This is a genomic window from Shewanella sp. DNRA4 (assembly GCF_012843185.1).
GTDB lineage: Bacteria > Pseudomonadota > Gammaproteobacteria > Enterobacterales > Shewanellaceae > Shewanella > Shewanella xiamenensis.
Genome location: NZ_JABAIP010000015.1, coordinates 43,272 through 57,052 on the forward strand (window position 1 = coordinate 43,272; position 13,781 = coordinate 57,052).

The 13,781-nt window shown below is 45.0% G+C and carries 10 protein-coding genes; 5 read left to right on the forward strand and 5 right to left on the reverse strand.

Going from position 1 to position 13,781, the window contains the following annotated elements:
* Nucleotides 1-227: 227 nt before the first annotated feature.
* Nucleotides 228-1,787 carry an AbgT family transporter gene (locus HG547_RS16450; RefSeq protein WP_169548425.1) on the forward strand — a complete coding sequence of 520 codons (1,560 nt, stop codon included), beginning with the start codon at nt 228-230 and terminating at the stop codon, nt 1,785-1,787.
* Nucleotides 1,788-1,953: 166 nt separating this feature from the next.
* On the opposite strand, the gene HG547_RS16455 is transcribed toward HG547_RS16450, so the two are convergent.
* Entirely contained in the window at nt 1,954-2,310 is a 357-nt protein-coding gene (locus HG547_RS16455; RefSeq protein WP_169548426.1) for a hypothetical protein, read from the reverse strand.
* Between the two features lie 461 nt (nt 2,311-2,771).
* Between HG547_RS16455 and HG547_RS16460 the strand changes: the two genes are divergently transcribed.
* The 3 genes from HG547_RS16460 (at nt 2,772) to HG547_RS16470 (ending at nt 7,494) form a co-directional block, all read left to right on the forward strand.
* Nucleotides 2,772-4,001, forward strand: a complete 1,230-nt coding sequence (locus tag HG547_RS16460; RefSeq protein ID WP_169548427.1) for a dicarboxylate/amino acid:cation symporter — start codon at nt 2,772-2,774, stop codon at nt 3,999-4,001.
* A gap of 263 nt (nt 4,002-4,264) precedes the next feature.
* Nucleotides 4,265-5,383, forward strand: a complete 1,119-nt coding sequence (locus HG547_RS16465) for an FUSC family protein (RefSeq protein WP_169548428.1) — start codon at nt 4,265-4,267, stop codon at nt 5,381-5,383.
* A gap of 131 nt (nt 5,384-5,514) precedes the next feature.
* Entirely contained in the window at nt 5,515-7,494 is a 1,980-nt protein-coding gene (locus HG547_RS16470; RefSeq protein ID WP_169548429.1) for a M14 family metallopeptidase, read from the forward strand.
* A 25-nt stretch (nt 7,495-7,519) separates the two neighbouring features.
* Here the strand turns inward: HG547_RS16470 and HG547_RS16475 are convergent, their stop codons facing one another.
* On the reverse strand, nt 7,520-8,287 hold the full coding sequence (locus HG547_RS16475) for a class I SAM-dependent methyltransferase (RefSeq protein WP_169548430.1): 768 nt from the start codon (nt 8,285-8,287) through the stop codon (nt 7,520-7,522).
* Between the two features lie 268 nt (nt 8,288-8,555).
* On the opposite strand from HG547_RS16475, the gene HG547_RS16480 reads away from it, so the two are divergent.
* Nucleotides 8,556-9,332 (forward strand): hypothetical protein, encoded by a 777-nt coding sequence (locus tag HG547_RS16480; protein WP_169548431.1) that lies wholly within the window; start codon nt 8,556-8,558, stop codon nt 9,330-9,332.
* 490 nt (nt 9,333-9,822) lie between these two features.
* On the opposite strand, the gene ptuB is transcribed toward HG547_RS16480, so the two are convergent.
* The 3 genes from ptuB to HG547_RS16495 are packed head-to-tail and all read right to left on the reverse strand — an operon-like array spanning nt 9,823 to nt 13,145.
* On the reverse strand, nt 9,823-10,596 hold the full coding sequence (ptuB, locus tag HG547_RS16485; RefSeq protein WP_169548432.1) for a retron Ec78 anti-phage system effector HNH endonuclease PtuB: 774 nt from the start codon (nt 10,594-10,596) through the stop codon (nt 9,823-9,825).
* Nucleotides 10,580-12,205, reverse strand: coding sequence for a retron Ec78 anti-phage system effector ATPase PtuA (gene ptuA, locus HG547_RS16490; protein WP_169548433.1), 1,626 nt, complete (start codon nt 12,203-12,205; stop codon nt 10,580-10,582). Before ptuA ends, ptuB begins: the two co-directional genes overlap by 17 nt.
* Entirely contained in the window at nt 12,195-13,145 is a 951-nt protein-coding gene (locus HG547_RS16495; RefSeq protein ID WP_169548434.1) for a retron St85 family RNA-directed DNA polymerase, read from the reverse strand. The genes ptuA and HG547_RS16495 overlap by 11 nt, the downstream gene beginning before the upstream one ends.
* Between the last annotated feature and the right edge of the window lie 636 nt (nt 13,146-13,781).

Genomic DNA, 13,781 nt, shown 5'->3' on the forward strand with positions numbered 1-13,781 from the left:
ATAATGTAATCAAACACATTGTTGAGTAAAAAAGCGCGGGTTCAGTGATGAACCCGCGCTTTTTATTTGTCTGTTGATTTTGTAACTAAACCCCACCCGCACTAACGTCACTGCGTTAGATTTTTTATGTGTTTTGTTTCTTATCGATTAGTTAAACCAAGCTTAAATTAATGCTGCGTTTTTATAATCACCAATAACAATCATCACTTTTAGGAAGCGGCACCCAAATGGAAAATCATAAACCTGCCACAGGATTCCAGCGATTTCTCAATACCGTCGAAACCGTAGGGAATAAACTCCCCGACCCCGCAGTATTATTTGCACTATTTCTAGGCTTGGTCTGGCTGATCTCTTGGGGGTTATCGGGCGTCAGTTTTGATGAAATCGACCCCCGAACGGGTAACCCCATTCAAGTCGTCAATATGCTCGAAGGCGGTGCATTAACCGCCTTTACCTCAAGACTCGTATCAACCTTTGTGAGTTTTCCACCGCTCGGTGTCGTGCTGGTTGCAATGCTTGGCTTAGGTGTTGCCGAACATACAGGCTTTATTAATGCGGGGCTGCGCTCAATTTTATCAGTGACTCCCAAGATGTTACTCACTCCGGTACTTATCGCAGTGGGTATCCTGAGCCATGTCGCGGTTGATGCGGGTTATGTTCTGGTTATCCCACTCGGTGCGGTGATCTTCTATGCCGCGGGTCGTCATCCACTAGCCGGTATTGCCGCTGCTTTTGCTGGGGTATCCGGTGGTTTTTCTGCAACCGTGGGCGTGCCATCGAGTCTTGATCCTATGTTAGCCGGCTTAACTCAGGCGGCGGCAAGATTATCGGCCGACCCAGCGGCTGCCACATTAACGATTAACCCACTGAATAATATATTCTTTACGTCGGCATCTGCCGTGTTAATTATCTTAGTTGGCTGGTTCTTAACGGATAAAGTGATTGAGCCGCGCCTAAAAAACACCGCAGTGAATGGTGATCCCAGCACGCTGCCAACGCTTGATGAGCTGGCGCCCCATGAGCGCCGTGGGCTTAAATTCGCCATGGGCGCCATGTTGTTATGTGCCTTAGGGCTAGTGTTTACCGCCTATGGTGACAACTCTGCCTGGCGTGGTACCGATGGCGCGCTAACCAGTTCCTCGGCTCCCTTAATGCGCTCCATTGTGGCAATTATTTTTGTGTTCTTCCTCGTGCCAGGCATAGTCTATGGCTATGTTGCGGGCACGGCGAATAACCACAGAGCCATTATCCAAGGCATGAGTAAGTCCATGAGCGGCATGGGTTATTACATCGTTATGGCCTTTTTCTGCGCCCTGTTTATTTACGCCTTCGGTCAATCCAATTTAGGCGCATTAATGGCGATTAAAGGCGCGATGGCGTTGAAAGAGTTAGCCCTTCCTATGGGCGTAACATTGGTGGGGATTGTGTTTCTCACCGCGTTCGTCAATCTATTAGTCGGCTCGGCCTCAGCCAAATGGGCCTTGATTGGTGCCATTATGGTACCCATGTTAATGGAGCTGGGCGTATCGCCCGATTTGACTCAAGCCGCTTACCGTGTAGGCGACTCGTCAACCAATATCATTACCCCGCTGATGCCTTACTTTCCGCTGATAGTGGTGTTTTGCCAAAAATACGTTAAGGAGTCAGGTATTGGCACCCTAGTGGCATTGATGTTGCCGTTTTCAATCAGTTTTCTCCTGCTTTGGAGCGCTTTCTTATTGGCATATTGGGCAATAGGCCTGCCATTGGGTATCGGTAGTTCATTCGCTTTCCCAGCAATGCCTTAGGGCAAAATGAAGTATCGAGTACTTGTAACATTGAATTTATAATAAACAGGCGCTCGATACCTCAATAACCACTAAACACTGCACCGCTTACCGTCTCGCCTTAAACGTCGATGCCGACATCAACCGTCGGCATTTTATCTGGTTAAAAACATATAAATACAAATAGTTAAATATCAATAAACGCATCTCGCTCATAGTAAAAGATAATGGCTTCAAGCAGTTCCTGTTCACTGGGCTGAGCTTTTTGCTGCTTAAGATTATCAATCACATCCTCGATTTGATCCGTGTTTAGCAGATAACCATAGTCACTGTGGCCTAAGCCATCCTCAAAGGCATCAATTTCATCATCCGAGAGATCCCTCATATTAGCCACTATCGGGAACAATAACGTGGTCAGCCGTAGGGATTCACCTTCATCAAGATCTTGATAAACCAGCCAATAACTTAATCCCGGTTGCTCGATGCATTTTCTTATCCAGCGCTGTAACGACTCGGGCTGACCGAAAAATGAGGTGATATTCATTATGTCCTCGAAATGGCGTTGTCATTGGGAAAACCGAGTGAGTCACTGAGCTGCATGGTCATAGAGGCTATTCACCACCCTCAAGATGCATACGAGTAAGAGATGGGAGCTCTCGCAACTCAACCCGCCCCAAGAATACGAGAGGATATCTGCGTCCATCAAAGCCAAAATCACAATTCATCAATTCGATGGACAAAACCCAAGCCACAATTGAGCAAACATCATTTTACGGCATGTATTTTTAAACATTATCCATTTAGACATGGTGTTATTTAGGTTTTGGTTATTTTCAAACCAAGGTTGGTGATGTTTCACAAAACCCGTTACGCCAACTGTGATACCTTAGGCGCCCAAAAAACGTGTCAGGGCTGAGCTTTTACGCCAAAAGCGAGGGCAGGCCTGTAAATAGATAACTAGTCTTAAGACACAAAATGCCGCGGTAATTGGGGAGTTTCGCAAGAATGAAGAGCAAGAGTTTATTAGGCAACATTGGTGTGCAAGTGGTTATTGCCATGATGATTGGCGCACTGGTCGGTTTTATGATGGGTGAAAGTGCGAGCATCTTCGCACCACTGGGCACCATCTTTATCCATTTAATCAAAATGCTAGTGATCCCACTGGTGCTGGTGTCTATCATCAGCGGCGCCGCCAGCCTAGGCGATAGCCCCTCGGCGGGTAAGATTGGTGTCGGCACCTTCGGTTTCTTTATTGTCACTTCGGGGATTGCCGTTGCCTTAGCGTTGGTCATGGGCAATATGTTTACCCCCGGCGCGGGCGTCGACTTTACCGCCCATAGCAGTAGCGGTCTGATGGAAGTAACTGCCGAACATGGCGCACTGCCTGGGGTAATGGACACCTTTATTGGCATGATCCCAACCAATGTGTTCGAATCGCTGACTGGCGGAAATATCCTTCAAATTCTGGTGTTTAGTATATTTTTCGGTATCGCGCTGACCAAGGTCAAAGGCGATGGCGCTAAGCCCATCATGGCGGCGTTAAATACCGTCGTCGACGCCTTTGTGTGGATGATCAACTGTGTGATGGTAATTGCGCCCATTGGGGTGTTTGGTTTGATGGCCGATTCCGTCGGCACCTTCGGTTTCGATGCCTTAGAAGTGGTGTTTAAGCTGTTTGCCGTGTTTGTGGCCGCGATTCTGATCTACGGTTTTGTGTTCTTCCCCTTAGTGGTGCAGCTGTTTTCTAGGGTATCGGCACGCCAATTTATTTCGGCGATGAAAAAACCTCAGGTGATGGCACTGTCGACGGCGTCATCCATGGCCACGCTGCCAGTGAATATGGAAACCTGTGAGGAAGATCTTAAGGTTTCTAAGGCCACCACCGCCTTTGTGCTGCCCTTAGGCGCCACCATCAATATGAGCGGCAACGCGATTTATTATGGTTTAGTCGCCATGTTTTTCGCGCAAATGTACAACGTCGATCTGTCGATGACGGCCTATGCCGCGATTATCTTTACCTCAACCTTAGGCGCCATTGGCCAAGCGGGTGTACCCGGTCCATCGTTTTTAGTGGTTGCTGTGCTACTGGCCGCCGGTATTCCGATTGACGGTTTACCATTGTTATTCGCCCTCGACCGGGTGTTTGACATGATCCGCACCGCGCTCAACATCACGGGTGACGCCGCCTGCGCCGTGATTATGGATAAATACACCGCAGAGCCAAGCTCGAACTAACGGTGTGAATACATTGATATACCAAGGCTTGAATAGGCTTGCTTATTCAAGCCTTTTTTATGGCTTAAACTTCGATATACCGCATCTTATCCCACTGATTTCTTATCACTTAATGCAGGTTAATGTGATCTTGGCGACGCCTTGGGCTAAGCTCAAACGGCGCCGCCTCGCAATTTGTATTTCTTTATCCGCCAAGCCACACGAGCACGATGCCTTTCTGCGATAATGGCTTGGCTACTATCAGTCCAAAGGAGTGTTGCATTATGTCCGTTTTTGCCCCTGCAAGCCCTTTTGCCGACTTTATCTATCGTCATTTCCGTGCCATTCACGCCCTTAAACTCGGCCTCGCCCTACTGATTGCCGTCACCATTAACGCCATTTGGTCGCCGCCGCATTTTATTTGGAGCATGGTGACCATAGTGATCATTATGATGAGTCTGCCGCAGGTGGGCGGCGCGATTGAAAAGTCCCTGCAACGTGCGGTAGGCACTTGTTTAGGTTCGGCTTATGGCGTGATGTTAGTGGCCACTATCGACAGTTATTGGCTGATTATGGGGCTACTGATCTTAGGAGTCACGCTGATCTGTTTTATCTCGGCGGGACGCTACAGCTATGCCTATCTGGTGGCGGGGTTCACCATTATTATCGTGGTGGGCGATGCGAACCACGACACCTCAGAGGCGCTCTGGCGCACGGCGAATATTCTGCTCGGCTGTGTTATCGCCATTCTGGTGTCGCTGTTTATCTTCCCGATTAAGGCCAAACAGGACTGGCGCAGCCAGCTCGCTAATGCCATCGACAATATGGCCAAGGTACTGACCCAACACTTACAGGCCCCCGCCAACCATGATTTAGATTTTCGCGCCGAACTAGAGGCGGCGATGAAGGCGGTATTAACCCAGAAGAAATTGTTTTTCTCCCTCGAGTGGGAAAGCCAAACCCTGAAAAAGCATAAAGTGCTGCTGGCAGAATTAGTTAATAAACAGGTTAGGTTGATCACCCTACTCGAGTTATTGCCTTTGAGTCGTTGGCAGGAGGCCGACAAAGAGGCATATCACCAAATCAACAAAGTCGCCGCCGAGCTTACGGCGTATCTTCACAGGCTGAGTGAATTTGTTGCAGGCAAAACAGCGACATTGCCCACACTACCAAATGCACTAGAGCAAGAGTTGCAGCACAGATTACAACTTAGCTTGGCCGTTCAGACGCCAAATTCGGCCCCTTTCGCCAATGAAGTCGCGCAGGGATTTGCCCTCACGGGATACGGCTGGCTTATCTATCAACTCGCCATCGCCGTCGAAGCCCTCTACGCCGATATTGAGATTATCGAAATCGCCTATAGCGGACAAACCGTGTTACATAAAACCGCCAAGCCTTCATAGGCTGTTACCACGGGGAATGGCAGCAAAAATCACTCAGTCAGATCAAGATAAACCCTTGGCAGCCCTTGCACTCGCAGGGGCTTAATGAAAAGATACCGCCCTAATAAAAATTCGATGTGTGGACTGTTTTCATGCGCTTGTTTTCCCCTTCCGTTATCGCCATTGCCTGCTTATCGGCGGGTTCACTATTCACCGCCCAGTTAGCCGTTGCCGCAAATGCCGAAGTCGCGCAACCCGAAGTGACGACTGGAGCTGCCAACGCTGAGGCCGCTAAAACCGACGCGGTTGACACCAGTGCCGACAGCAGCGCTTTGCCCGCAACAGAAGCTGCTCCCGAAGCCGCAGTGACAGCGACACCGACTCACGCCAATACCTTTGTGAATGACGCCATTCTACCGCCGAGCATCACGTGGCACGGTGCCAGTGAGTCGCTGTTACTCAGCGCCGATAACGAATGGGCGACGCCCTTCGAGCAAAGCAACGGCACCGAAAGCCCAAGCTATGACGACACCATCACTTGGCTCGACCGATTAGCGGCCGAAACCACCAAATTGCAGAAAGTCAGCCTAGGCAAGAGCCCTCAAGGGCGCGATATTTGGATGTATGTCGCCAGCAGTGAAGGCATTAACGAATCGGCACGACTAAAGCAAAACACTAAGCCGACGATTCTGGTACAGGCAGGGATCCACGCGGGCGAAATCGACGGTAAAGACGCCGGCATGATGCTGCTGCGGGATATAGTCAAAGGTGACAAGAGCGACCTGCTCGAAAAGGCCAACTTGCTGTTTGTGCCTATGTTTAGCGTCGATGCCCATGAGCGCAGCGGCGAATTTAACCGCGTAAATCAACGTGGTCCGGTCAATATGGGCTGGCGCACCAATGCCAATAACCTCAACCTTAACCGCGACTACGCCAAGGCCGACACCTTAGAAATGCAGCATATGCTGCGGGCAATCAATGTGTGGCAACCGGATCTGTATATCGATGTGCATGTCACCGATGGTATCGATTACCAGTACGACATCACCTTCGGCTACAATCTCGCCCAAGGTTTGAGTCCCGCCAGTTTCCGTTGGCTCGAAAATAGCTACCGCCCAGCGGTCGAAGCGGCATTAACCGCCCAAGGCCATGTCCCAGGTTCGCTGATTTTCGCCGTCGACAATACCGATATCACTAAAGGCATGTCACTGTGGAACCCTAGCCCACGCTTCTCTAATGGTTATGGTGATGCCCGTCATCTGCCCACTATTTTGATTGAGAACCACAGCTTAAAACCCTTTAAGCAGCGCGTACTTGGCACCTATGTGATGCTAGAGCAAACCCTAAAAACCGTTGGCGACCAAGCGACCAAGTTAAAGAGTGCGATTCAAGAGGATAAATACCGTGCCTCGCCACTGATCACATTAACGTGGAAATCGGCACCACTGGCTAAAGGCTGGGATTTTAAAGGCATAGATTACCAGCTTGAGCAGAGTCCGATTAGCGGCACCGAGGTTGTGCGTTGGACAGGCGAGCCTAAGTTGTACCCGAATTTACCTGTGATTGCCGAAACTGTGCCCGACATTAAAGTCACTCGCCCGAGTGCTTACTATATTCCCGCCCAGTGGACACAAGTGATCGACCGCTTAAATCTACACGGCATTCGGATGACGCGTTTAAGCAAGCCAACAGAGCTTAAATTGCAGCAATATAGCCTGAGCAATCCGGTGTTTAATACCAAGGCGTTCGAGGGTCGACTCACAGTGAAGGCCGACTCGACACTGGCGAAACTGACCACCACCTTGCCTGCGGGCACAGTGAAAATCAGCACAGATCAACCCTTAGGCGATCTGGCGATTTTACTGCTTGAGCCACAATCACCGGACTCGTTACTGCAATGGGGCTTCTTCAACCCTATCTTTACCCGTACCGAATATATTGAGGACTACGCCGTAGAGCCGCTGGCCGCCAAGATGCTGAAGGAAGATCCCAAGTTACAGGCGGAATTTAACAAAGCGCTGGAAAACCCAGAGTTTGCCGCCGATCCCGAGGCACGCTTACGCTGGTTCTATGAGCGCAGCCCTTACTACGATAATCAATATCTTAAATATCCAGTCTACCGTAGCCGTTAATCCTCACAGTTAAAAACAGCAAGGATTAAGCAGGCTTACGCGCGCTTATGCTATATACCAAGGGCACATGCTGCCCTTGGTGTGTGAGCACATAACGGCCATCGGCTTGCGCCTCTAGCCCTGCGAAACAGTTATAGGGGCTAAACGCAAATTCGTGGAAGAACGCTAACTCTAAACCCGCCTGCAACAAGGCATTTATCACTTCAGACAAGCTATGGGACCAGCACATTAAGGTCTGCTGCTCATCACCGGCATTCTCGGTATAGGTCCCTTCCTGCTCTATATCTGGCTCACCGCGATTAAAATAGCTATACCCATCGAATAGCTGCTGCGCCGGATGAAACTCGGCCATATAAAACTGTCCGCCGGGCTTTAAACACGCCGCAATGGTCTGCGCCCAGAGCGTTAAATCCGGCAGCCATACAATGGCGCCAAAGGAGGTAAAGACAATATCTTGCGGCTCAACCTTGCCCGCAACGCTGTAGACATCGCTACAGATAAACTCGGCGGACAATTGCGTCTGCAACGCCAGCTTGTGCGCCTCAGCAATCGCCACCTCGGATAAATCGACCCCAGTCACCTTTGCGCCCATTCGCGCCCACGACAGGGTGTCTAAACCAAAGTGACATTGCAGATGCAGTAGGCTCTTACCCGCCACCGCAAGCTCATTTAATTCGATTTCCGTTAAGGAGGTGTTGCCATTCAAAAAGCCTTCAACATCATAAAAATCAGAGGTTAAGTGCACCCGAGTGCGAGCATCCCAAGCGATTTTATTGGTCGTTAAGTAATCCATGTGAATCCTTTCTGGTTATGCTGTTAGCCACGCGGGCTGAATGGACACACGCTAACCGAATAAGTGAGTAATTTCACCACTCTTTGGGAAAAATCACTCATTCAGCGGACATGTCCGCCTACGACCAAGCGGACACATTTACAGTATTTAACTGATAATTAAGGAATTTAAAAGTTGGCATAGGATGTGCTATCTCTCGACATAGCACTTATCGCCATAGACTCCGCACTCTGCAGCTTATCGAGTGCCGATAACAAGGAAGAAGAAAATGTCACTACGCCCTTTTATATTCACCCTCGGATTTGTCGCCGCTTTTACCGTTGGTGTGTCACTCACTGGCTGCATTATCAATGTGAACGCCGCCGGCATGCCGGATTTAGATCACCAGCAACGTGAACTCAGCCTCGATGCTCAAGACCTACAAGAACTCGTCGCCGAAACCGGTGCAGGCAGTCTTGAAATAATCGGCGTCGAAGGCCTAACCCAAATTAAGTTAGTCGCTGATATCTATAGCAATGACGATAGTAAAGTCATTCTCACCCTTGAGAAAAAGGCCAACAAAGCCCAGCTTAAGGCCGACTTTGAATCCCATAGCAGCTTTAGCAATTACTCACCCTATATCGACCTTAAGTTACAAGTGCCCGCCGGATTAGCGCTGGATATTGACGATGGTTCGGGTGCGATTTTGATCAACAAGATGACCGCGGATATCAAGGTCAAGGATGGCTCGGGCGAACTGGTTATCCATGGCGGCAATAATGTCAGCATCGACGATGGTTCTGGCGCGATTGAAGTCAGCCAAGTCAACGGCAACCTAGCGATTGTCGATGGCTCTGGCGGCATCCAAGTCAATGATATTAAAGGCAGCATTACCATCGATGACGGCTCTGGCGAAATCAACGTCGCCAATGTGCAAAACACAGTCACCATCAACGATGGCTCAGGCGATATCAATGTGGTGAACACTAAGGGCTTAACCATTCTCTCGGCAGGTTCAGGGGATGTGAGCTTCGATAAAATCGATGGCCCAGTAAGCAAACACTGAGCCCGTTAGATTAACAGCGTTACCGCTCCACCAACTTCCCGGCGTAGAGACTGATGTTGCAGTACCCAACCAAATGTCAGTCTTCTACCCACCCCCTTTTGCGTTACTGTTCCATGGACATTCTTATGCACTTTATGCCACTACCCCCTTGTAGTGGCATCTTTTTGCGTCTGAGACTTTCTCAGGCTCAATTCAGGTAAGCCTTTGGTAACGTTTTACCTATTTGTTTTTCGGAGGAAAATGTAGCAATGAGTATATAAATAAGGCGTAATTTTGTTTGTTGATATATTTAAAAAGTCAAAGTCGTGGGGCTTCACCCCACACCCGACCAAGAAGGACTGCTCGTCCTATCATCCTTGGATGCTCCAAGACGCCCCTAGCGAAGTTACATGCATTAGTTACTAGCTTCGTGCTTATTCGAAAAGAGTTTTTCCAGCCCTATCATTCCTGTAAGGAAATTTAACAGTTAGTGACTCGATAAACCAAAGCTTCAATCAGCTAAAATTTGCTTATATTCTCTTAAAAGAATATCTCGAGTTGTTTGGAATGATAGAGGTTTATCCCTATTCCAGCTATTGACGAATCTTTTAAGCTGATTAAGATTATTAGTTTTCCTAGCGAGCTTAATTTGTTTTTGTAAAAAATAAAAAACTTGAAGCCTAGCCTTATTAAGCCTATCGCAATTCAGATTAAAAACACGGATAGTTTCGTTAACAAGTTCCTCTGTAGTTTCAAATTGATTTTCACTAAATTTATGCATAGAACAGTAATCAGGGTCAGGAAAAAGTTTACCGGTTGATTTTTCAAATTTAAAAAGAATATGATGCTCAGGAATTGTTAGCGGGGAAATTACTTTGCCATTCCAATTCTTATCTAAATTTTTTTGAGTAGATTCCAGATGTGCTTTATGGGCATCACAGCTTAAATTAAATGGCAATTCATATACTTTCATATTTTCATAATCACTGCCACCAACACAAACACCTAGTAGATTAAACCAGTCTAAATGGATATTCCTTCCGTCCTCAATGCCATCAGACTTTGATTGAAAATGCTCAACTCTCCTATTGTTTGCTAATGCCGCTGATAAATCAGACTCACAGTAAGCACATAACTCATATTGTTCATGAAAAATTTTTTTCTTTATAACTTTGTATACATTTCCGCTGTCAAAATCACGAAAATCATCCCAAGTGGCAAAAGGATGCATTGATGCATATATTGTTAAATCATTGTCATCACTGGACTTATATATCTTTCTCAAAGCTTTTCTCCCACTCTTGATTTTCGATATACAAATTTAATTCAACAAGTACGTCATAATCTGCACCAAAATGATTAATCAAAATCTCTTTTGCTTTAACAGCTTCATCAGATTCATATTCGTTATTATAAACCATTGTTTTATAAGAGTTTAGCAACTTTGTTATTGAGTCGTCTGGTGGACGAGCGTCAACCTCAAATAAGTTTTCTAATACCCATGATGAAAGGGAACCTCTTACACCTTTAGGAGCTTTGAATTTTTTACCTTCTTTTAATAGCCATATATTCTCGCTATCCACTGTGTGGCACACCTGTGGGCTATGCGTAGTTACTATGAACTGTATATTTTTAAAAGTTGACTCTAGCCTTTTAACTATCATTTGCTGCCAAGATGGATGTAGATGAAGATCTATTTCATCTATTACAACTAAACCAGTTCCATCTAGTTGATTAACTCCATGTGGATTAAGGAGGGTTAATCTCCTTGCAATATCAGCAACTAATGCTAAAAGACTTTTTTCACCTTGAGATAATTGAAGAACACTTAAAATTTGGTCGCCTTTTTTAATCGTCATATCCAAAGGATTTCTACGCAATTTTAGTTCAGAAAATCCAGGCAGAAATCTGTATATTGCATCACGAACACACTCTAGTGATTTATTATTAACATCAGATTGATTATTAAGCTCACGTTTTAACCCCTCAATTTCAGCGATATAACTATCAAATAGAGCTTTAGCTTTAGGTGTTACATTCGAGTCAGACATAAGAGCTTTAAGCAAAGGATTTTCAAGTTCACGCTGCTTACTTTCAATCTTTGCTTTCAAGTAGTTAAGATCTGTGTTGCTAGAGTTCTCTTCTTCTATTTGTTCCTTAAACCATCTAAAAAATAATTTAAAATCGGCTTTCCCTGTTAAGCTTTTACTATATGCCCTTGATTTATCCCACTCTTGAGAATTTAAAATCTCTTCAGAAATTTCAATATCTTTTGTAGTGACATCATTGGCCCTTTCTACCGTATAACTTGCGAGCAATGGCAAAGAAAAATTAGGAATCGCAGAATTACATTGTCGAAGCAGCAGCCCTATCTCATTCAGCTCAGAAAATTTGCTTTTCTTCTTTATCTCAACCAAAGGACGACTTTGAGATAACTCGAATTGAAAGCGATTTTTATTAATTGAAAAAGTTGGAATAATAGTTGAAAAATCTGCGTTATTATTAATTTCCATTTCATCAATTTGATCGCCATTATAAGAGCGTGTTGTAAGTCTCGAGCTGATATGTGTTAGAGTCTTTTGGATAGCATCAAGAATTGTAGACTTCCCACTACCATTATTTCCTACCAGTATCGTTGTGTTACTGGAGGAAAAGCTAATATCTAATTCTTGAAATCCCTTATAGTTTATCAGCTTTAATGATTGCAGCGAAAATTTGTAATCTAGTAATTGATTTGCGCACCTTTCTTTATAGTGAGCAGATTTAGATATATCTATATCAACACCTGCAATACCATCATTATAGATTTTAGCTAATTGATATGATGATATATAATCTCCAGCGTCAGATTTACTAACAAGTTTCTTAACTTCTCTTGGAATTTCAGCCATCATTAGATTCTCCACAAGAAAATTTATTTATCTCTAGAACCACTTCCGCACCATACTTTTCTGACATTTTTAGAATAAAGTCCCTTTCAATGTGCGACGCATGTGATAAAAGCCCTTTTAAGTGATAAATATCATCAATCAATAACTTACCTAGTTTAAATTTATGAATCAAAGCTGATATATATCGTTTTTTTTCCCGACCTAATGACAGCTTATTATTATTAGTTAAAACAATACCGGTGACATGCCGATTATGCGCTTTAGATGAGAAAACTGTCTTTGATTCATTTAGCATTAACTTAGAACTGAATTCTTTGGCAATCATTTTTCTCACAAATTGTAAGTGAGTAAAAAGAATCCCTTTGGATTTAGTTGAAAATGTTAAGTCGTCGGCATATCTTGTATAAACAATCGATTCCTTAGAGCAATATTCCTCCATTTTTTTATCAAAACTATACATAACTAGATTAGATATAAATGGAGAACTGGGAGCTCCAACGCTTAATACTAATTTCCCATTAATTTTTTTACTCATATTCCAAAATAAAAATTGCTCAATAACTTTCTCATCAATTTGGGATAAAACTATTTTTTGTTTTTTTAATGCTTTAAATAGCATTTTTGGAGTGACACTATTAAAAAAGTTCTCTAAGTCTACTTTAAGAATATATTCCGAGCACACATGTTTATTAGCGTTTTCTTTTATGCCTTTTCCTCGAACATACGCAGTCGCACAGTGATGTACTTTAGCGTTTTTTGAAATTATTGATACAATTTGCTTTTGAATACGTTTAACAGCTGGTGTCGGCTGAGCAATAGTTCTAAAGCCAAGGGTTCTCTTAGGAATTTTATATACTTTATAGTGTTTAGATGGCGAACGGAGAAACAGCTCATTAAAGCCAATATTTGTACTATTTAGCTGTTCATAAAGTTTTATGTCCATTCATTAAGTCTTTTCAATTGAGTGCGGTACAGAAGCATTTGCTTCTGTACCGCAAATTGCTCTTTACTTAAAGCCGCGGAACAACATTTTTGATCCGTAAGCGTCTGCGAAGGATGAGCAGCGGTTGCGGCTCAAAAATGTTGTTCCGCAACTGTAAATCTGCCCAATAAATTAGAGTTTGGCGCAACACCAAACTAGATTAAACATCATAGAGTTAATCCTAATAACACTAAAGAGCAAAGCCATTATAGTCATATAAGATCATAAAATCTATGATGATTAAAATATATACTCCTTGTTTTTCTAGTTACTCAACATTGGTAGATTGAACAGTTTATCGCGACTGCAACTGTTAAATGATGGAAAAGAAAACAGAAAGACAGGACATGCGTATTTGTTTAAGCAAATCACAGACAACTCCGAAGCAACAGAATACGCATCCCCTCGGAGTTGCCGCAGGGCATTTGCGGTCGTTGCGTGAGCGAGGCATGGATGCCGAGATAGCGTCAGTCGAATCAGGGACGAGCGTCTGACGCGATAGCATAAGAACGCTTATGCCCAAGGGGCTTTCAACTCCGTTAGGGGCGTATTGGAGCATCCAAGGAGGATAGGACGAGCAGTCCTCCTTGGTCGGGT